The organism is Aurantibacter sp. (assembly GCF_039941195.1).
GTDB lineage: Bacteria > Bacteroidota > Bacteroidia > Flavobacteriales > Flavobacteriaceae > Aurantibacter_A.
In genome coordinates this window covers 22829-43958 of record NZ_JBDVFA010000062.1, presented here as the reverse complement: position 1 = coordinate 43958, position 21130 = coordinate 22829, and the positions used below count along the sequence as shown (strand labels likewise).

At 32.1% G+C, this 21130-nt stretch carries 19 protein-coding genes; 9 read left to right on the top strand and 10 right to left on the bottom strand.

What is annotated here, in order from left to right:
• Positions 1 to 5: 5 nt before the first annotated feature.
• Both ABJF52_RS10755 and ABJF52_RS10750 read right to left on the bottom strand, forming a co-directional pair.
• Positions 6 to 617 (bottom strand): DEAD/DEAH box helicase, encoded by a 612-nt coding sequence (locus ABJF52_RS10755; RefSeq protein WP_348149885.1) that lies wholly within the window; start codon positions 615 to 617, stop codon positions 6 to 8.
• A 111-nt stretch (positions 618 to 728) separates the two neighbouring features.
• Complete coding sequence (locus tag ABJF52_RS10750) at positions 729 to 3170, bottom strand: outer membrane beta-barrel protein (RefSeq protein WP_348149883.1); 2442 nt, start codon at positions 3168 to 3170, stop codon at positions 729 to 731.
• Between the two features lie 239 nt (positions 3171 to 3409).
• Here ABJF52_RS10750 and ABJF52_RS10745 point away from each other — a divergent pair, with 239 nt between their 5' ends.
• Together ABJF52_RS10745 and ABJF52_RS10740 are read left to right on the top strand one after the other, a co-directional pair.
• Positions 3410 to 4546 (top strand): histidine kinase, encoded by a 1137-nt coding sequence (locus tag ABJF52_RS10745; RefSeq protein WP_348149881.1) that lies wholly within the window; start codon positions 3410 to 3412, stop codon positions 4544 to 4546.
• Positions 4543 to 5274, top strand: coding sequence for a LytTR family DNA-binding domain-containing protein (locus ABJF52_RS10740; RefSeq protein WP_348149879.1), 732 nt, complete (start codon positions 4543 to 4545; stop codon positions 5272 to 5274). Before ABJF52_RS10745 ends, ABJF52_RS10740 begins: the two co-directional genes overlap by 4 nt.
• Here ABJF52_RS10740 and ABJF52_RS10735 read toward each other — a convergent pair.
• The 5 genes from ABJF52_RS10735 to ABJF52_RS10715 form a co-directional block, all read right to left on the bottom strand.
• A complete protein-coding gene (locus ABJF52_RS10735; protein WP_348149908.1) occupies positions 5271 to 6170 on the bottom strand; it encodes an EamA family transporter in 900 nt (299 codons plus the stop codon). The genes ABJF52_RS10740 and ABJF52_RS10735 overlap by 4 nt on opposite strands.
• Before the next feature lie 147 nt (positions 6171 to 6317).
• Positions 6318 to 6995, bottom strand: coding sequence for a type 1 glutamine amidotransferase domain-containing protein (locus ABJF52_RS10730; protein ID WP_348149877.1), 678 nt, complete (start codon positions 6993 to 6995; stop codon positions 6318 to 6320).
• Positions 6996 to 7026: 31 nt separating this feature from the next.
• Complete coding sequence (locus tag ABJF52_RS10725; RefSeq protein ID WP_348149875.1) at positions 7027 to 7659, bottom strand: nitroreductase family protein; 633 nt, start codon at positions 7657 to 7659, stop codon at positions 7027 to 7029.
• 11 nt (positions 7660 to 7670) lie between these two features.
• The gene (locus ABJF52_RS10720; protein WP_348149873.1) at positions 7671 to 8312 is read right to left on the bottom strand and encodes an NAD(P)H-binding protein; all 642 of its coding nucleotides are present in this window, start codon (positions 8310 to 8312) and stop codon (positions 7671 to 7673) included.
• A gap of 22 nt (positions 8313 to 8334) precedes the next feature.
• Positions 8335 to 8919, bottom strand: coding sequence for a TetR/AcrR family transcriptional regulator (locus ABJF52_RS10715; protein ID WP_348149871.1), 585 nt, complete (start codon positions 8917 to 8919; stop codon positions 8335 to 8337).
• A 194-nt stretch (positions 8920 to 9113) separates the two neighbouring features.
• On the opposite strand from ABJF52_RS10715, the gene ABJF52_RS10710 reads away from it, so the two are divergent.
• Positions 9114 to 9305, top strand: coding sequence for a cold shock domain-containing protein (locus ABJF52_RS10710; RefSeq protein ID WP_348149869.1), 192 nt, complete (start codon positions 9114 to 9116; stop codon positions 9303 to 9305).
• A gap of 39 nt (positions 9306 to 9344) precedes the next feature.
• On the opposite strand, the gene ABJF52_RS10705 is transcribed toward ABJF52_RS10710, so the two are convergent.
• Complete coding sequence (locus ABJF52_RS10705; protein ID WP_348149867.1) at positions 9345 to 11423, bottom strand: HAD-IA family hydrolase; 2079 nt, start codon at positions 11421 to 11423, stop codon at positions 9345 to 9347.
• 228 nt (positions 11424 to 11651) lie between these two features.
• On the opposite strand from ABJF52_RS10705, the gene ABJF52_RS10700 reads away from it, so the two are divergent.
• A complete protein-coding gene (locus ABJF52_RS10700; RefSeq protein WP_348149865.1) occupies positions 11652 to 12962 on the top strand; it encodes an amidohydrolase family protein in 1311 nt (436 codons plus the stop codon).
• A gap of 96 nt (positions 12963 to 13058) precedes the next feature.
• Positions 13059 to 13820: a sigma-70 family RNA polymerase sigma factor gene (locus tag ABJF52_RS10695; protein ID WP_348149863.1), complete on the top strand. Its 762-nt coding sequence runs from the start codon at positions 13059 to 13061 to the stop codon at positions 13818 to 13820.
• Between the two features lie 231 nt (positions 13821 to 14051).
• Here the strand turns inward: ABJF52_RS10695 and ABJF52_RS10690 are convergent, their stop codons facing one another.
• Entirely contained in the window at positions 14052 to 14612 is a 561-nt protein-coding gene (locus ABJF52_RS10690) for a DUF4494 domain-containing protein (protein WP_348149861.1), read from the bottom strand.
• Between the two features lie 259 nt (positions 14613 to 14871).
• Here ABJF52_RS10690 and ABJF52_RS10685 point away from each other — a divergent pair, with 259 nt between their 5' ends.
• The 4 genes from ABJF52_RS10685 (at position 14872) to ABJF52_RS10670 (ending at position 19531) form a co-directional block, all read left to right on the top strand.
• Entirely contained in the window at positions 14872 to 15882 is a 1011-nt protein-coding gene (locus tag ABJF52_RS10685) for an LLM class flavin-dependent oxidoreductase (protein ID WP_348149859.1), read from the top strand.
• Positions 15883 to 16141: 259 nt separating this feature from the next.
• Positions 16142 to 17446, top strand: coding sequence for an NCS2 family permease (locus ABJF52_RS10680; protein WP_348149857.1), 1305 nt, complete (start codon positions 16142 to 16144; stop codon positions 17444 to 17446).
• On the top strand, positions 17437 to 18228 hold the full coding sequence (locus ABJF52_RS10675) for a 5'-methylthioadenosine/adenosylhomocysteine nucleosidase (protein WP_348149856.1): 792 nt from the start codon (positions 17437 to 17439) through the stop codon (positions 18226 to 18228). The genes ABJF52_RS10680 and ABJF52_RS10675 overlap by 10 nt, the downstream gene beginning before the upstream one ends.
• 25 nt (positions 18229 to 18253) lie before the next feature.
• Positions 18254 to 19531 carry an aminotransferase class V-fold PLP-dependent enzyme gene (locus ABJF52_RS10670; protein WP_348149854.1) on the top strand — a complete coding sequence of 426 codons (1278 nt, stop codon included), beginning with the start codon at positions 18254 to 18256 and terminating at the stop codon, positions 19529 to 19531.
• Between the two features lie 237 nt (positions 19532 to 19768).
• On the opposite strand, the gene ABJF52_RS10665 is transcribed toward ABJF52_RS10670, so the two are convergent.
• Complete coding sequence (locus tag ABJF52_RS10665; protein WP_348149852.1) at positions 19769 to 20992, bottom strand: alginate lyase family protein; 1224 nt, start codon at positions 20990 to 20992, stop codon at positions 19769 to 19771.
• Between the last annotated feature and the right edge of the window lie 138 nt (positions 20993 to 21130).

Here is a 21130-nt window from a genome sequence, read left to right as displayed (position 1 = left end):
CAATTTTACTTTTGGATGATTTTGGAATGTTCCATAAAATGATTTTCTAATCGCTTTAACTGCGGATGCATCTTTTCTGCATAGATTACAAACTGACATTTTTTAATACTAGCTGCGGTTGTTATTAAACTTGTAGTCTCACTTTTTACAGATAGGAATTCAGCATCGTCAATACTACAAATTTTTAATTCCGATATACTAACTCCATTACTAAGAAAGAGCTTGTGTAGGGTTTTTGGCGTGGTAATAAGGATATCTATTCCCATATAAATTTCTGACTTCTGAACATCAATATGCAGTTGTTCATAGCTCGCATATACCCGTAGTGTGCTGTATTTTGTATAATTTAGAAAGGCATTATACAATTCCAAGACTTTCTCTTTATTCTCAACAATTACTACCGCTCTTGGAGCGTTACCAACGGCTTCACATTTTAATTTTTGCAAAGTAGTAATTATTAATGTCGTCGTTTTACCTGAATCTTTCGCACCAATACAAAATACATTAGCACCACTTTTTATTACTGGAATACAGCTTTTCTCAAAGGAAGTAGGTGAATCTATTGATAAACGTTCAAAAGATTCTAATATATGAGGATGCAATTTTTTAAACGCCATAGTGCTAATAAAATTCAAGTATCTATTTAGTCAACAAATTTTGAATGGTAAATATACAGACAAGAAAGGCGAAATACTGCTATTCATTAAATTATTACAATAGTTTAATTTCTATTCTGCTATTCGAGACTTCTCGGTATCAGCCCCAGTTCTAGTACTAGTTTGTTTTACTTTTTTATTCCCGAAAGGGTAAGTATAACCAATGGTGAAAATTCTTGAAAAACCAGATTCAGGGCTATATGTTACATCAAATTCATCTCCAAAAGCTTCTCTTGTTATGGTGCCCGCTTTAAACCGAATATTCATACTTTCAAAAATATCGGTAACCGAAAACTGCAAGCTACCTCCGTTTCTAAATTCTTTTTTCAATCCGCCATTAATAGTCCCAAAACCTTTATTATTAGTACTTCCATTAAAATGTTCTGAAGTATACCATCCCGATAATTCAAGTGATATATTTTTAGGTAGTTGTATGGTTTGGCTACCATTAAAGTTATAATGCAAATAATCATGTGTTATCTGGTTATCAGTATGCAAAAGCTTAAATTTTCTAAAACCTATAGTGGCATTGAAGTTTATGTTCCACCAACTTGCGATTCTAATGGGTATGTTTGTTTGAAAATCCAAACTTCTTTGATAATCTAAATTTACGGGAGCGATAACGGCTAGATTACTTTCAGAATTACGAGTAACTTGAAAACGAGCTATTGGATTTACTTCATTAGATGCCAATAGACCAACACTAAAAGAATGCAAATTATAATTGATGTTAATATTATCGGAAATTGCAGGGAGCAATTGCGGATTGCCACTAAACACCGATGTTGGACTATTATAAACTAAAAAGGATGCTATGTCAGCATAATTAGGTCTTGTTATACGTTTATTATATGAAATATTAAGCGCTGTAGTATCTGAAAATGAATGTGTAATAAATACAGTAGGAAATGCTTTTCCAAAGCTTCGATTTAAATTAGAGTCATCAAAATCTTGATTCCAGTATTCATATCGTAAGCCTATCTGCGCCCTAGTCTTTTCGCTTAACCTAGAATCTAGAATTGCGTATATCGCTCCTATTTGTTCTTCATTTTCTATAGTACTAATAAAGCGTTCGTCAGGAACAAACTCATCATCTTGTAAAATTTCTATGCTTGCATCATTTAATGTTTTAGATATGGAACCCTTTAGTCCACTCTCAACAAATAAATTTTCATTGAATTGATGTTTATAATCTAACTTCACTACACCCACTTTAATATCAGTTTCATTAAAACCCCTATTACCTAGATTATAAATCTCGTTTTCTGGCTGATAGGCAACTCCATTTTTATCAAAATAAGAGCTTTTAACCATGTTAGGGGAATTGGTGGTGTATTTTATATAATCGGCAGTAATTGCAAAGGTGTCATCCTCATTGGTTATTTCATAAAAACTGGAGATATTCAAGTTTTTGAGAATTCCGTCCCCGTTTAAGGATATTTGAGCATCCAAGTATGGATAACCTGTAAATTTATACAAACCCCTGTTTTTAGTTAAGGTAAGAGGTTTAGAAGTGTTCAATAGAATATTTGCTCCCCAAGTAGATACCTCTGAAAGTTGTCTTTCATAACCTAAATTAAAATTATGGTTTCTATTAATCAGCTTGGTTCTACTCGTAAGATTAACCGAAGTAGAGCCACCCAAAACAGGTATTTCTGTAGTGCCAATTGCATTAAATCCGCTAAAAGTATCATCATAAGAAAAAGTATAGGTGCCAAAAAAGTTAGCCGATGCTCCTCCATAATTAATTGAAAAGCTCGTAGTTTGTTTAGGTCCTACACCGTAACCAGAACTTACATTTAAATTTCCTTGCAAACCTAAATATTCATTTTTAGAGGTTACAATATTTATTATGCCAGCATTTCCATCAACATCATAACGCGCAGAAGGATTCGTCAATAGTTCTATCTTCTCAATATTATCAGCACTCATACCATTTAACATGGCTATTAAATCTGCAATCGGAATTCTTTGTGCTTTACCGTTTATCATAATTAAAGTACCACTTTTTCCATTTAAAGAAAATGTATTATTATACTGGTCTAAAATTACGCCCGGGGAGCGCTCTAGCAGTCGTAAAGCATTGCTACCTTTAGTCATTACACTTGCTTGTACATTGATTACACTTCCGTCCTGAGTACGTTGTATCAGTTGTCGTTGTCCTCTTACAGATACTCCCTCTAACTGTGTCACTTCTTCTTTTAAGAGAATAGGAGGAAAGCTATACTCAAAAGGAATTTCAGAGACAACAAATGTTTCTGAAACCCAAGATTCATAGGACAAAAGGCTTACTTGTAAAGTAAAATTTCCTAGTTCAGAAAAATCAATACTAAAGTATCCATCTACATCACTTAATGCTCCAGTAATTAAAATATTCTGATTTGTATCGTGTATTGTAATATTTGCAAAGGCAACCCCTTCATTAAATATATCTACAACCCTTCCTGTTATTTGTGCTGAAAGATTAAAAGTTATTCCGAAAAATACGAATGCTGCTATTAACCTGAATTTCATTTTGCTGATTTTAAGGCAAGTAGCATTTATTACACCTTGATTAAAAATGAGATTGATGAATGGCTGTAAAACAGTTACAACGGGTATTTACAGGTCAATAATCATCCATGCTGTGAAATTTGCATATCAATGTTTACCTGTTGTCAACTTAAAGCTACCTGACAGCAAGTTCTGTCTTAATCATTTGATATAAAGCAAGTAGCATTGTATCTTGGTGGGTAAGACTAGTAAAAACAGCCATGCCTACCGATAACCAAAATTCATTTGTTGCCTTCTTAGAGCACTATAAATTACATCATGTACTTTTCTGGGCCTGCTATCATTTTGTATGGTGGACAGTCTACACCAATAGTGTAACAGAGGTCATAGCTTCTTTTGAACATACCCATACCATCATCAAATATTTAGGATATGTAATTGTTCAAGCATTTGGTGTTTATTTCTGTCTTTATGTGCTTATCCCAAAATTTTTGGTCAAAGGTAAATACCTTCAATTTTTTGTTTTAGTTGCTTTCGTTGTTATAGCTATGACAAGCTTAATCACGGCGAACTATTTTTTTGCAGCTCAATTTTCAGAAAAATCTGCTTATGAACTTTTTAATATAAATCTACCGCAGCCATCCACTATATTTTTACATAACGCATTGCCGTCCTGTATATCAGCTACTACCTTAGGGATGAGTATTAAGTTGGCAAAGAATTGGATAGAAGCCCAAAAACGACAACAACTTTTGGAGAAAGAGAAATTAGAAACAGAACTAAAATTTTTAAAATCTCAGTTTAATCCTCATTTCCTGTTTAATACGATTAACAGCATTTTTGTATTAATCAATAAGAACCCCGAAATGGCATCGGAATCACTAGTGAAATTTTCGAGTTTAATGCGGTATCAACTGTACGAATGCAATAGCAACCAAATACCCTTACGAAACGAACTTGCCTATATTGAAAGTTTCATTGAATTAGAAAGTTTACGTCAAAATGAGAATTTTCACTTAGATATTCATATTCCTAAATTAATAGAAGAGTCACCGACTGTCGCTCCTTTTGTATTAATTCCATTTATAGAAAATGCATTTAAACATGTTTCTGAAGATGGAGAGCTTCGCAAATGGCTTTCATTATCAATTACAATTAAAGACAACAATTTAAAATTTCAGCTAAGTAATAGTGCCAACTACGATGTGAATTATCATTTGCCTGAAGGTGTAAATTATAGCGGACTTGGACTCAAAAATGTAAAACGAAGATTAGCTTTACTCTACCCGAATGCCCATTCTTTGATTATAAAAAAAGGGAAAGACACGCACACCGTAAATTTAGATGTTACACTTGCAAAAGAAAATAGTATCCCGTTAAAAAAGATATCTGTATGATGCGATGTATTGTTATAGATGATGAACCTTTAGCTAGGGAATGTATTACCAATTACATTGACCAGATTGATCTACTTACCTGTGTAGAAACAGGAACATCAGCTTTAGATATTCCTCGAATTTTAGAAGAAACGGAAGTGGATGTACTCTTTTTAGATGTCCAAATGCCACTTATGAACGGACTGGAATATTTAAAATCTAATCCCAATGCCCCAATGACAATATTAACTACGGCATTCCCAAATTATGCGATTGAAGGATTTAATTTAAATGTTCTTGATTATTTATTAAAGCCCATCTCTTTTAACCGATTTTTCACAGCAATAACCAAAGCAAAACATCAATATCAGTTATTAAACCAAAATGGAACTCCTCCAACAAAAGAGGAGGAGAGTAGTTGTTTCTTTATTAAATGCGACGGTAAATATGAGAAAATAAATAATGATGATATACTCTTTATTCAAGCCATGCAGAATTATGTTATCATTCAGACTACAAAAAGAAAATACATTACATTACTTTTTTTAAAAAATGTAGAAGAGAAGTTGAATTCAGATGCTTTTATTCGTGTTCACAAATCGTATGTTGTGGCCATTGATAAAATTGAAGGAGTAGCACAGCACGAACTACAAATAGCATCACATAAAATTCCCTTAAGTAGAAATTACCGAAAAGCAGTTGTTCCTAAAATTCTTGGGGATAATCTTTGGGATAAAAATGGCAACTAACTGTATAGTATTAGAAATACTCCAAGCATAATACCTGCTAATGGCACTAATTTTTTACGTTTATTTTGCTCTTTAAACAACAGTCCACCAACTACAACTGCAATTAATATTTGACTTCGTTTTATGGCTGATAATAGCATTATTAAGGCTTCTGGGTCTTGTAAAGCTTTAAAGTAAAAATAATCAGCTATTACCAATAAAATACCAACAAGAGGAATAGTCCACCGCCAAATAAAAGCTTTTCTTTTTTCAGCATTTGGAAACCAAGTTATACTTAAAATAATGAGTAGAATTAATACTGTATAAAAACTAAACCAAAACTGTAAAGTTTGTGGGTTTAATGCCAAATTTTGAATTAAAAACTTATCGTATAAACCACTTGAAGCACCTAAGAATGTGGCACCTATAATAGCAAATATCCATTTATTTCGTTTAAAATTAATTCCCTCTTTCTTACCAATTCTTGAATATAATAAAACAGAAAAGATTATAAGAAAAAAGCCTATCCATTGCCAAAAGTTGGGTTTCTCTTGATAAATGGTTATTGCTCCAATAAAAGTAAAAAAAGGTCCAGCAGAACGTATTGGAGTGACTATCGTAATAGGTAGATGTTTTAAGGCTTGGTACGCCAAAACCCATGAAGCGGCCATTATTGCCGATTTTATAGCTATAAATCCATGATTTTCAATTGATATTTCGGTAATATACAATTGAATCTTTATCATATATTCCGGATAAAATGCTGAACCAAAATAAAGAGGAAGAAGTAACAAAAAACCTGAAGAAATGGTGCCTAGTAGTACAGGAAAGACTTCATTTCCTTGTACTGCATGCTTTTTACATAAATTATGTAAGCCTAAAAATAATGCCGCTAAAAGTCCAAGATACATCCACATATAGCGCGCGAAGATATTGGTTTTATAAAGTTCAATAACAGTATTATTAAACATTATATTTTAATTCCATCTTCTTTTGTAAAAAAGCGAAACAAATAAGGGTTGCCAATAAATGACAACCCTTGTAAAAAAATATAGTGTTTCTTTCTATGAAAGACTTTCCAATAACTTTTCTGCAACTAACTCTGAAGATGCAGGATTTTGACCAGTAATTAAGTTACCATCTTTTATAGCGTAAGGTGCCCAATCATCAGCTTTTGAATAAGTACCACCATTTGAGTTAAGCATATCTTCAACTAAAAATGGTACAACATCTGTAAGTCCTACAGCCGCTTCTTCTGTGTTGGTAAATCCTGTTACGTTCTTACCTTTTACCAATAGTGAGCCATCATTATTTTTTACACTTTTTAACGCAGCGGGAGCATGGCAAACAAAGGCAACTGGCTTTTTCTGACCATTAAACTTTTCAATTAATGCAATAGAGTTTACATCGCTAGCTAAATCCCATAGCGGACCATGTCCACCTGGATAAAACACTGCATCAAAATCATCCGGATTCATATCGGATAACTTTTTAGTATTTGCAATTTTATTCTTGGCTTCCTCATCCTTATTAAAACGATCAGTATCTTCTGTTGCCGCATCGGGCGAATCACTACTTGGATCTATAGGAGCAGCCCCACCTTTAGGGGTTGCTATTGTAATATCCGCTCCTTTATCAAGAAGTGAATAATAAGGGTTTGCGAATTCTTCTACCCAAAATCCTGTTTTTTTACCTGTATCTCCTAATTTATCATGAGATGTTAAGACAAATAATATTTTCATTTTACTATTTTTTTAATTTATACATTATAAATTATTCAACTACTGTGACTAGATCTTCTATTGGTTTTCTAACCTTAACCAAGTTAGCTAACCAATCTTCATCTTCCTTTCTATAACCAAGTGGTAGTAATACAGTACTACGTAACCCCTTTTCTCGTAATCCTAATATTTTATCAACTGCATCTGGTTCAAAACCTTCTAAAGGGGTTGCGTCTACACCTTCAAAGGCAGCTGCAGTTAATGCTTCAGCGAACGCAATGTAAGCTTGTTTCGCAGCATGATTAAAGTTCACTTCAGCATCTTTATTTGGATAGCTGCTTAATAACATTTGTCGATAATTCTCCCAACCTTCATTTTTAAATCCACGAATTTCATTCGTTAAATCGAACATATAATTAATCCGTTCTTCGGTATACGTGTCCCATGCAGCAAATACTAATAAGTGCGAGCAATCTGTAATAACAGACTGATTCCAAGCGACTGGTTTTATGTGCTCTTTTACTTCTTGATTTTTAATTACAAATATTTCAAAAGGTTGAAGTCCGCTCGAAGTGGGTGCAAGGCGAGCAGCTTCTAAAATTCGTTCTATTTTGTCCTCTGCTACTTTCTCTCCATTCATTGCTTTAGCAGCATATCTCCAATTCAATTTGTCTAATAATTCCATATAATTTATTACTAATTTTTAGATATTCTTTCTATGTCATTTGATGTAATAATGACATCGGCATTACTTGTACTATTTGCTAAATTCAGCATGGCTTGTGCTATACTATCTGCATTAATTATTTTATATTTCTTTAGTTTTCCAATAAAAAATGGTTGAATAATTTTAAATACTACTAAACCAATTTTTTCTAGTAATCTACTTTCATTACGTTTACCACCAATTAAAGAAGGTCTTAATATAAAGGAGTTTTTAATGTTAAATCGCAATACATCTTGTTCCATTTCCCCCTTTGTTTTATTATAAAACACCTTACTATTTTTATTTGCACCCATAGCTGAGATAACAAAAAAAGTAGGTATTCCATTTTCTTTAGAAATTTGCGCTGCCGTTACGGGAATTCCATAATCAATTTGCCTATAAACTTTTTTATTTGGAGTTTTTTTAGCTGTGGTGCCTATACAACAATAAACTTCATCAGCCTTAAAGTCAACTTTAAAATCTTTTAGGTTAAATAGGTCACCGATATACTGTGAAACCTTTTCAGGCAAATCTTCTATTTTAGTGCGTGAAAACAATTTAATATGCTCATATCTATCATCGTCTATTAATTTTTGGAGTAGCCTATTCCCAGTTAATCCTGTTGCACCCAATATTATTGCTGTCTTCTTCATTTTATTTACAAACTTTTATACTGCTCCATGCAGCTTCATATGCCTCTTCTATATGATTAGCATCTAAAGTTATTGCTCCTCTCTTTTGAGATATCATTAAAAATGATAGAGGATTTATAGCGTAGGCGTATAATAGATAATCAGATATTGGTTTTATTATCCCCTCATTTTTTCCACGAGCCCATAAATTTAATAGTGGTTGTAAGTGCTTAATACCTTCTTGTCTGCTGATTTCATCAATCATAGGAGTATTATCGCATTGTGCTAAAAACATGGCACTTTCGCATTCCTTTAATTTAAAATCTGCAATACGTTTCCATATCAATTTAAAACCTTTTTCTATAGGCATATTTTCATCATAAGTCTCAAAAGCATACTTTGTGTACTCAGCCTTAACTTCAACATAAGTCTGATTAACCAGGTCTTGTTTATTTTCAAAATACAAGTAGATAGTTGCTGGTGATACATTAGCCATTTTAGCAATTTTACTCATAGGTGTTGCATGAAAACCATTATTGTTTACTAACTCTATGGTTGCTTTTATAAGTGCATTTCGCTTTTCAATACTTTTTTGAAGTTTAGCCATTTTCTTTAAAAATCAATTACAAAGATATTAAAAAATGAACGTTCATTCTTTTATTTAACAAAGGTTTAATTTTACCAAATTAGTAAAGATATTAACTATAAATTAGTCATTTATTAACTATTATTAATTATAAGTACAATTTATTGCCATTATCTTTGTTTACTAAATATCATTAACGATAAAAAATAAACACAATGACAACTGGAACCGTAAAATATTTTAACGATATCAAGGGATTTGGTTTTATAACAGAAAACGGAGTTGAAAAGGACTATTTCGTTGATATTTCCGGGATAATAGAAGAAATAAGAGAAGGAGACGAAGTTAAATTCGATTTGCAATCGAATACTAAAGGATTAAATGCAGTAAATGTAACTGTCATATAATTAAAAAAAAGTAAAGCTCACTTAAACAGTCGGCTTTTGTCATTTTAAATAGTCATATTTAAATCGACTAAATTTTAAAAATACAGATTTCTTTATTTTCCTATTCAGTTTTATATAATGGTAAATAAACCAACTTGGAAATAGGTACACCAAATAATACTTCTTTTTGGCATAAAGGAATGGTTTTATACGTAATAGTAGCGGAAACATACTATCAGGACTAATTATGAGGTTCTTCAATAAAGCGACTTTATTTTTTGTGTACTTCTGAGGAGATATTTTAAGTCCGTTTGAAAAATCGCCAACATTGGTATAAAAACCTTCGGCTATCTTCATTGCGCTGGCAATCTTCCTTTTGGAAGCGAATAGACCAATGCGCAAGGCATAATCAGTCATTGCATTTTGTACCACAGCATCATCGTAACATATGGTGTCTAAATCCTTAATTAAATTTGTATACTGCGCAAACATGAATTCCTGAATTTCAAAAATATGCTCATCATAAGTCTTTTTTTCAATTTCATGGTGAAACTCATTGGTAAAAGTATCCAAATGATTGTAGGAGAGGGTAGAACCATGCCCAGCAGAAAGTAATTGCTCATTAAGCTCTGTATTACCTCTTAAGATGTTATCATTATATGTGGTGTAAGGGAAAACAGAAAAATTAAGCCCCCATCGTGTAGTTTCTTTTTGAATATCATAAACTTCATTTAAGCCAAGATAATGACCATGCACTTCAACTTTTTTATCAAAATAATCATAAAGACATTCTTGCATAGAACCTCCCCAACCAATATCAGCTAAATGCATCCCTTCCGTTAAAAAATCTATCCCAAATGAATCTAGATAAGTATTAAACGCTTTTTGTTGTCCAAACCTATTTTTATCATAAGCAGCTCGAAAGGTTTCATTGGATTTTATATTTTGATAAACTTCGGAGTCTAAAAAATTTGGAATAACCTCATTTCTTATATCCTGAAGGTTAATTTCTCCTATAATCTTATCAATAACTTCATCATTGAATGTGAAATTACGTAAAAAACTTACCGGCGATAAATGTGGATATTTTCTTCTAAGAAAAGTGTAATTCTCTTTATCAACATCATTTAACGCCACTAACATTGATGCTTGACGTGATGTTTTAAAATAATGTGTTGTTATATAATCTTCTTTTCTTAATGCAAAATGTTGTTGGTAATAATCAAACATCCTTTTTAAGAATAAACCTTCTCTCGCTAAAAAAAGAATATTTCCAATTCCTGATTTTTTCAAATGATGGTATAGCCGTTCAATATATACCGCATAAAATAAAATATAATCACTGTTAGCCGGTACATTTTTATTATTACAATATTTATATAATTTTTTAAGAAGTGCTGCATAATCTTTACGATCCGATCCTATTAAATACCGCTTTTTAGTCTTCGACTCTTTTATATTGGGAATATAAATAGTACAAAGTCCATGTGCTTTTGCATTATGTATATCACTTTTTTCATTATCCCCAATCATTATAACACTGGTAGGAGCTAGGTCTAATTCTTTAAGTACAATAGGGTAAAGATTTCCGGTATGTTTACTTTCATTAAAATCTGCAGAAACAAAAATATCTTCAAAAATATGATTTACTTTATGATGTTCTAGAAGGTTTTTTATTATCTCTTTTGAAGTATAAAAATCGGAAACACAATAAATCTTGTATCCCTTATCCTTTAAAGATTTTAGTAGTTCAGTTGTTGAATTATTAAGGTATTGTACATTTTTTTCTGCTCGTGTTTCAGCAAGTTTAAAATAGGTTGAAAAATCTTCAATTGATTTGTTCGTTAATTTTGAAGTTGCCGTGAGTCGGTTATATATTTCACTAATTAATTCGGTATAAAGTACTTCATAATAATACTTACCATGTTTTTTAGCTAAATATTCAGCCGCGTCTTTTCGTATAAAATAGAGCTCGTCAATAGTTAAGTCCAATCCTAATTCCCTAATCATGATTTTCGCCCAAAGACGAAATACTTGATTTGGGTGCACCGTTCGGTGTACGATTGTATCAAAAAAATCAACAAATATGTTTCGAACGGCTGTATTGCCTTCGATTTCATTCAAATATTGTGTTCCCATTAAAGATTTTACCTTTAACCAATAGGGGGGAAAGTAGGTACAGGAATGAGGAGGGGTGAAAATAATAATTTATGTTGAACTATTCAAAATAGTATCAGCTAATTATTTTTAATAAGAGCTGACGATTTAATTATATACTTACACTTTTAATGTTTTAGAAGAATTATCCTAACTTTAATGTTTGACTCTATAATCTTCTTATTTTATGTATTTCAACAAATCAAATCAATGAAAAACTTTCCATTTTATCTTATTTGTCTACTATTTATTATTTCTTGTAAACGACAGTCTCCAAATACAGAAGAATTAGACAAGAAGGTAGTATCAAAGACTATTAATGCATTAAATAGAAGTGAAATTGCAAAAGGAAATAAAACGATTGCAATTATCGGTGCAACACTAGTAGATGGCACAGGAAACAAACCATTGGAAAATGTACTGGTTATAATTAAAAATGATTTAATAGACTTTGTAGGTGAATTTTCTGAATCTATTATTCCAAATGGTGCAGAATTAGTTAATGTTGAAGGAATGACTTTATTACCTGGATTAATTGATGCTCATTATCACGGGGAATCTGAAAAAATTAGCAATTTGTTCTTAAAAAAGGGAATCACTTCCGTAAGAGATCCCGGTGCATGGAATTCTGCCTATGATATTGCGCGAAAATCGGGTAAAAGCATTCCACGACTTTTTCTAACTGGTCCTCATATAGATAGTTATCCACCAGCATATCCAAAAAATTCTTTCTTAATTCAAGATCCTGAAGAAGGTAGACTTGCAGTTAATAAATTTGCAGATGAGGGAGCTACAGCCATTAAAGTTTATTATAGACTATCGATAGATAAAATTAAAGCAATCTGTGAAACAGCTCATGAACGAGGTATACCGGTTACTGCTCATTTAGAAATATCTAATGCCGTTGATGCAATTAATGCAGGATTAGATGGAATTGAACATATAACTTCTTTTGGAACTTCTTTACTTAGTGCAGAGGAAGGTGAAAGGTATAAAAATTTAATTTTAGCTGATAACAATGCTAGAAGAAAAGGACGTTACGAAGTATGGAATTCTTTAAATATTGATAACAATCCTAAAGTTGACTCTATAGTTTCTTTTATAGTTAAGAAAAAAACTTTTATTAGTCCTACATTGGCCGTTTTCGAAAAAAAATACGATAAGGCTGATAGTTTAGAGGTAAATGCATTTACCAATATGCTAAAGTTTGTTGGTAGATTAAATAAAGGAGGAGCCAAGATTGTCGTCGGTTCGCATACTTATGCGCCTTATGCAGAATTTGGTAATGCTTATTATCAAGAAATGGAACTTTTAAAAGCTGCAGGGTTAACAAATATGGAAGTAATTGTTGCTGCTACCCATGAAAATGCTAAATTTTTTAGAGTAGAAAAAAGGCTAGGTACTATCGAAAAAGGTAAAATTGCAGATTTAATTTTACTAAGAGAAAATCCTTTAAAAAATTTAGAAGCAATGAATACTGTTGAAAAAGTAATGCTAAACGGAGTTTTCCAGGAATTCTAAAAAAACAGTTAAGGTTTCTGATATGTGACGAATGTCATCTTTTTTTTAATAATAATATCTCAAATTTGATACAAGTACTAATTTAAAACTTGTGCCATGAACACTGTAATAGATTTTGAAAGTAAAAAGGAATTTAATGTATTTGTTGCAAGTACTTTCTCAGACTTAAAACAATATAAGGAAACAAACAATAAGAAGGATTTCAACGAACTTTTGTTAAAAACTTTCTCTCAAGTAAAGCGCTATACAACAAAGAGATTGAGTGACGCCATTGCAAAGGATATTCTTCCAACAGGTAAATACAAACCTGATGATTTTATAGATCAATTGTTTATTGAAGTATATGATCATTTTGATTGGGTTAAAAATAGTAAAGATTTACACCCATTTCTATTTAGAAAGGTAGATGAACTATTGGAAGACAAAATTGCGTACGAAGAATTTGATGATTATTTCTTTTCAAACATTGACGATTTCACAAAACCCGAATGGGATGAAATGGAAGAAAATTTTAGCACCGACGGAGATGGAGATTTTGTGATGTTAGAGGAGTTGGATGATATTTCATATAATAAAAATGATTATTTATTAAATCATGTTTTTATTGAAGATAAAAGTGAGGAATTAATAACTCAACTAGATAAGAGTATAAGTGAGGAAAATGTTATGAAGCATGTAGCTATGGTATTTCATAACTTACCTGTGTCGATGCAGAAAGTATATGAATTGGCAACAGATTTTCAATTTAGCCTAGAGGAAATTGCAATAATCAGAAAACAAAGCTTAGACGAGGTAAGTGAAATTTTAGAAAAAGCCAGACAAGTTCTTAAGACTAGTCTTTTAAATAGATTTTTATAATTAAATATGTTCGTATGACTTGATGTTGAAAGCGTATCTGTTGTAGTAGTGTTTTACGAGCCTGCGGAAATGCTTGTAGCTCCCAATGAAACTATTTATGTTGCTGATTACAAAAACAATAAAATTCGAGCTATCAAATAAGCGGTAATTAATATAAATCTCCGATTTGGATTAATAAAAAAGGCTAACTAATATTTATTAGTCAGCCTTTTTATTTTACAAACATATATTTTATTCCGTTTCCGAAGCCAAAACATCTGCCAACTCTAATTTTTCATCCATCTCATTATTAGCCGGTAATGAATCTTTTAAAGCTGTAAATTCTTTTATACGTTCCATTTCGTCTTCTTCACCAGAAAAATATGGAAACACGTCGATAATAGGTGATTCAGAAATAGCAGGTACGGTATAATCTCCCATAGTGCCTTTCATTAGACCAATGGTGTTATCATAAGCCTCCTTTACATCATTAGCTTGAACTAATAAATACATATTAGTTTTACGCTCTTTACCACTTTCTTCATCAAAAGCAATTAAAGAAACTTTTGACTTGAACCATCTATCAGAATTCTCAAAGGGATGAATTTCAGCGTAATTCGCTACTTTTATATTAGTGATTTTAATTTCTTCACTATCACTCAAATAAGCCGACATTTCTTCAGTAATTCTACTTTCTGCTTCTGTATAAGAAATTGCATCTACTAAAAAAGGTTCTGTTTTTACCTTTTGTGTTCCCGATGCTTCATCTAATTTTCTATATTTTACTTTACACTCATACCAAGTTGCACTCATACTATTTTGTTTTAGGGATGCCAAATATAGCGCTTCGAAATAGGCTAAAATGTAAAAAACTAGAATAGATATTCACAATTACTCTGGGCAAAATCTACTTCTTTTAACATGAGCTAGTTAGGCTTTTTTTAGGAGTATTTTAATACTTCAATACCCTGAATTTTTAAAATTATAAAAGCAGTTAACCTAACTTTGCACAATAAAATGAATTTTAAAATTTCATTATTAATCTGAAGTATTACTACTAATTTTTAGATTTATGAGTACTCAAAAAACTAGCTATTCCATTTTAGAACTTGCTTTGGTATCTGAAGGACATTCGCTTAAAGAAACCTACACTAATGTTCTCAATTTAGCACAACAGGCTGAACAATTTGGATACAAAAGGTATTGGTTAGCTGAACACCATAATTCATCTAATATAGGAAGTAGTGCAACCTCAGTACTAATTGGCTATGTAGCAGAAGGAACAAATACAATACGCATTGGTTCTGGAGGAATAATGTTGCCCAATCACTCACCATTAATAATTGCTGAGCAATTTGGCACACTTGCTTCATTATATCCAAATCGAATTGATTTAGGTTTAGGACGCGCTCCTGGTACAGATAGGGAAACAGCTCAGGCTATTCGATCCGATTTTATGCAAGCTGCACAATCATTTCCATTAGAATTGGAAAAGATAGAACGATATTTTTCTAAAAACAATGCAGGTGCTAAGGTACGAGCAACCGTAGCAGAAGGGGTTGACGTGCCAATTTATATTTTAGGCTCAAGCACAGATAGTGCACATTTAGCCGCAAAAAAAGGTTTACCGTATGCATTTGCAAGTCATTTCGCAACAACTTATTTAAATGATGCATTAAACATATATCGCAATGAATTTAGGTCTTCTAATACATTACAAAAGCCATATGTTATGGTTGGGGTAAATATTATAATTGCTGAAACCGATGAAGAAGCACATCAATTAGCAACCTCACTAATACGATTAATTGTAGGCATTTTTACAGGAAAACGTGATTTGGTACAACCACCAACTACCATGACTAATGATCTGAAAGAAATAATGCAAAATCCACAGGTTCTTCAAATGCTCAAATATTCATTTATTGGTAGTAAGGCTACCGTAAAAGCAAAGGTCAAGTCGTTTATAGAGCAAACTAAGGCCGATGAGCTTATTGCGGTAACTAATATTTATGATATAAATGATAGAATTCGTTCCTATCAATTTTTTACAGAAATTATGGAGGAGTTAAATTTGGAATAATAAGAAGTCCAAGTATACAATTGTTATACATAATCCAGTTCCTTATAGTAATTTAAAATTTTCTATCATAAACTTAAATTTCCTATTAAAGCAAAATCTCCTTTTAAGCCAAAACTTATACTTTTAAATTCATAATAAAAAGATGTCATTTGTGCATATTCACGAATAAAAAAGCCTTCAAATAATCATCTAATAATAGTATTCAGAAATAGCAGGTCATTTATAAAATGAAATATTCTTTTTACTATTTTAAAGAATCTTGAAAAATGAACGTAAATTAATTAGAACTGAAATTCTAGCGGGCATTAGCTCTTTTCTAGCAACTTTTTATATAATTATCGTAAATCCTGCAATACTTTCTATTGCCGGAATGCCATTTTCTGCGATTGTTACATCTACAATACTAGTTGCCGCCTTCGGAAGCATAATGATGGGGGTTTATGCTAAAAATCCCATTGTAATAGCACCAGGAATGGGCTTAAATGCATTTTTTACATATACAGCAGTATTAGGTTTAGGTCTAAGTTATCAAGCTGCATTAGGAGCAGTGTTTTGGGCAGGAGTTCTATTTTTCATTTTAAGCATACTAAAGCTGCGAGACAAAATAGTCATCGCCATTCCACAAACTTTACGTTATGCAATTGCCTCTGGAATCGGATTATTCATCTCTTTTATTGGTTTCCAAAACGCTGGTTTTATTGTATATAACAAAGCCACTCTAGTAGCTCTAGGTTCTTTAAACGACCCTCTAATTATAACTTTTTTAATAGGATTAGGAGTTACTGCAGTATTGGTAGCTCGACAACTGAAGGGTGCAATAATTCTAGGTATTATAATTACCACAATATTGGCTTGGCCAATTGGTCGTTGGTGGGGTGATGCAACCCTGGTAAATTACGGAACATCAACCATAGTTAATTATTCTGGAATATTTGCAATGCCAGACTTTAGCTTACTTTTTAAATTAGACTTTATTGGGTCTATTCAATACGCATTTCTACCAGTAATATTTGTATTTGCGTTTACGGATTTATTTGATAGTCTCTCTACTTTTGTCGGACTCGCTGAAGCATCAGGCTATAAAGATAAAGATGGAAATCCTAGAAATCTTAAAAAATCATTGACCATAGATGCAGTTACCACCATTTTTTCTGGTTTGGTGGGAACCAGTTCAGGAACCGCTTATATAGAATCTGCAGTAGGCATTCGTGAAGGTGGTAAAACCGGAATTACGGCAATAACGGCAGGCCTATTATTCTTACCATTCTTATTTTTCTCACCATTATTATCAATCGTCCCGAGTATATCAAGTGCTATTGCTTTAGTCTTGGTTGGTTCTTTTATGATGAAACCATTGGCTAAAATCAATTGGAATATCCCGGACGAAGCCATTCCAGTATTTTTAACTACAATTCTTATGCCTTTAACTTATAGCATTACGACCGGTATACTATTTGGATTTCTAAGCTATACCATACTTAAATTATTCACCGGCAAGAAAGAAGAAATAAATCCAATACTTATAATTATAAATCTATTATCACTCATTTACCTATGGCTTTAAAACAAATACTTATTTATCTACTAATTGTTGTTACCTACAATTTGCAGGGACAACGCATGGCGGTAATGGGGGCTATGGATGAAGAAATTGAATTATTAAAGAGTTCACTTAAAAATAAGAAAGAGATTGAAAAGAATGGAGTTACATTTTTTACAGGAAAAATTAATAGTAAAAAAGTAGTGCTTTTAAAAGCGGGTATAGGTAAAGTTAACGCCGCCTACAGCACAGCAATTCTATTAGCAAATTTCAAAGTGGATGGTCTTATATTTACAGGAGTTGCGGGAGGTTTACATCCCGATATTGTCCCCGGTGATATTGTTATTTCAGATAAGTTAGTTCAATACGATTTTGGAGAATTGGTTAATGGTAAATTCGAAACTTGGCCTACCCGAAATTTAACCAAGAAAAATGAAAAAAATCCACTTTATATCGAAGTAGATTCATCTCTATTCCAAAAAAGCAAAAAAATAGCTGAAAATATAGATCTACAGCCATTAAACGGCAATACTCCCAAATTTTATATAGGTACAATTGCCACTGGAGATACCTTTGTTAGTGACCCAGAAAAGGCAAAAGAGTTGTATTCTAATTTTAACGCTATTGCAACTGAAATGGAAGGAGCGGCGATTGCGCAATTGTGCACTATGGCAGATTTACCTTTCATTATTATTAGAAGTTGTAGTGATAATGCAAATTCGCAAGCACATACAGATTATTTCAAATTCGTAAAGGTAGCAGCCATTAATTCAGCTCAAATGGTAATCGAATTGCTCGAACAATAAATATGCTAATTCTAAAATACTATTCATGACACAACGGAGAAAATTTTTAAAACAAAGTAGTCTGGCAATGATTTCATTACCATTCATGTCATTCAATGCGAAAAAAGATTGGTCTTTAGATGTATTAAAGGCAACAGATCTTAAAGATGAAAATTATTGGAAGACTGTTCGTAAACAATTTCCATTAAAAGAAGGACAAACTTATTTTAATAATGGAACAATGGGTCCAACCCCAGGTTATGTTTTAAATGAGATGATTAATCATATGATGCACTGGAACATTGAAGCAGCTACTGTAGATTACAAAAATGGTTCAGGTCCTAGTTTATTGTCTGGATATTTCCCTTGTCAAAAATTACGCACAAAATTAGGTCATATTATTAATTGTGACTTTAAAGAAATCTCTTTGACTCAAAATGCAACATTTGGAATGAACTATGTTGGCATGGGACTTAATTTAAAAAAAGGAGATGAATTACTAAATACAAATCAAGAGCATGGCGGTGGTTTTGCTACATGGCAAATGCTAGCAAAACGAAAAGGATGCATCTATAAACAAGCTATATTACCCGAACCAGCCAATAATCCAGATGAGATTTTTAATACAATTTTTAAAGAAGTTACAAAAAAAACTAAAGTTATCGCTATACCTCATATGGTGTCAGGTTTTGGTACAATAATGCCGGTAAAGGAAATTTGTATGGAAGCTAAAAAGCGTGGAATTTTCACGGTACTTGATGGTGCGCAATGTGTTGGTCAAATACCAGTTGATGTTAAAGAAATCGGTTGCGATGCATATTATTCAAGCTTACACAAGTGGCTTTTGGCACCAGCAGGTAGTGGTTTGCTTTATATCAATAAAGAGGTAGTAGGTGATATTTGGACTACAATTTCTAGTTATAATTGGGAAAATCAAGATGATCATGGTTTTCGTTTGATGCAGAATGGTTCAGGAAACCCAGCCTTAATGACGGGTTATGAGGCTGCAGTCGATTTCTTTACTACAATTGGACAAGATGTCTGGTATAGTAGAATTAAAGAACTTGGTATGTATTTACGAAAAGGTCTAAAAGAAATTCCAAGTGTTACGATATATTCTTCTTCCAATGAAGCGATGGCTGCAGGAATAACTACTTATGGTATAAAAGGCAAAACCGGACCTGAGTTACAAGCTTATATGTGGGAAAAAGAACGCTTACAACCACGTTCAGTTGGAAGTAAATTTCTTCGACACTCCGTGCACATTTACAATTCAAAGGAAGAAATTGATAAAACACTGGTTTTATTAAAAGAATTAAATTAATACCTGTGAACCTTTTAATAAAAGACTATCAAATTAAATAAAATGAAAATTTATTTTTGATTTTGTTATTTAAAAACACATTCGATTTTAAATAAATTAAAACTTTATACGAGATTACTTCAAATTATACTTATACATTCACTCTTTATTTTAATAGTCGTTTAGAAGTCAATTATTTGCAAATTATGGACAAGTTAAATTTGGAATAATTAGTATAAGGGGGGCACTATAATAATATTAAAAGTTGCTATTAACTAACCAATATTCTTGCAAATTACTATTGTGTATATTTTTTTCTAATATATTAGATAATAGCTTTTTATAATATCGAGTTTTATATTTAAAAGCTAACTTTGAAATTATAGGTACTAATCCTGTAATGTCCACTGGTTTTAAAGTTTCGATTGGCCACTTTTCACCTTCAACTACGGGTATTAAATAATTAAGAGCTAATGATAAACTCTTTTTATTATCACTTTCATAGTGCCACATATCCATTCCTACCTTATCTCCCAATTCAGCAATGGACGAAAGGGCTTGTAAATTAAGACAACTATAAAAAAATGACTTAGTCCTAGCTAATTCATGTATTTGTCCGCCTTCATCATTAAGCATATCATCTAAACTTTTTTGCGCCAATACTACTGTATTTTTTGTAAGTTCTATTTCACCTAAATAATACGCTAACGACGCTACCTGATATTTATACCACGAACCATGATTATTCTTAAGTAAACTTCCTTGAATTCCAATTTCACTCTCCGTAAGCCACTTTAAATAATCTGTGAACCAGTGAATCATTTTTGTTTGATAATCTTTGTTCCAATGTTTGGATACAGAAAGTAAGTTTATGGCATCAGGAATATTATTTACGATAGATCTTCCATCTAAAATCCCAAAAGGTCTGTTATTAGGGTTTCCAGGAACACTTTGTGCAAACTCTAAATGAGGATTCATTAAAGTTTCTGGGTTAATAAACCAAATCTTAAGCATGTTAATTGCCCGACTTGCATATTTTTCGTCATCGGTAAAATAATATGCTAAACTCAGCTTCCATATGCTTTTTCCCATAAAACCTAACCTTTTCCGATCAACGGCTGCGGTTTGTGTATCGGGATTCGTTTCACCATCATGTCGAACCCAAGGTAAGCCATCTGCAGTGTCTTCATTTGGCCACCAATATCTACTAATACTGAGATAATCGTGTTTGTCTTTTGTTGGAGGTAATATAGTTTTATCCATTACTGTAGGCATTTTACCTTTGAGCAGTTCTTCAGCCTGTTGTAGTAATTTTTTATAAGCTGCAAGTGATTCTTTAGAAGCAGTTCTACTAGTTATCATCTTTTTTGATGTGGCTAATCTGGTCGAATCAAGATGTAATAAAGGATTCGAAATAGCATATACGCAATAAGAACCCATGTAAATCAATATGACTAAAACTGAACGTACCATATATTTCATAATTATAATCTATTGAACGGACTATTGTAAAAATATTAAATGCTGACTAATTATTTCGCAATTTTAAACCGTTTAATTGGGCATTCACTATTTGTTATAAAAAAGAGTGTTTATTGCATGATAAAGAAATTGCTAATT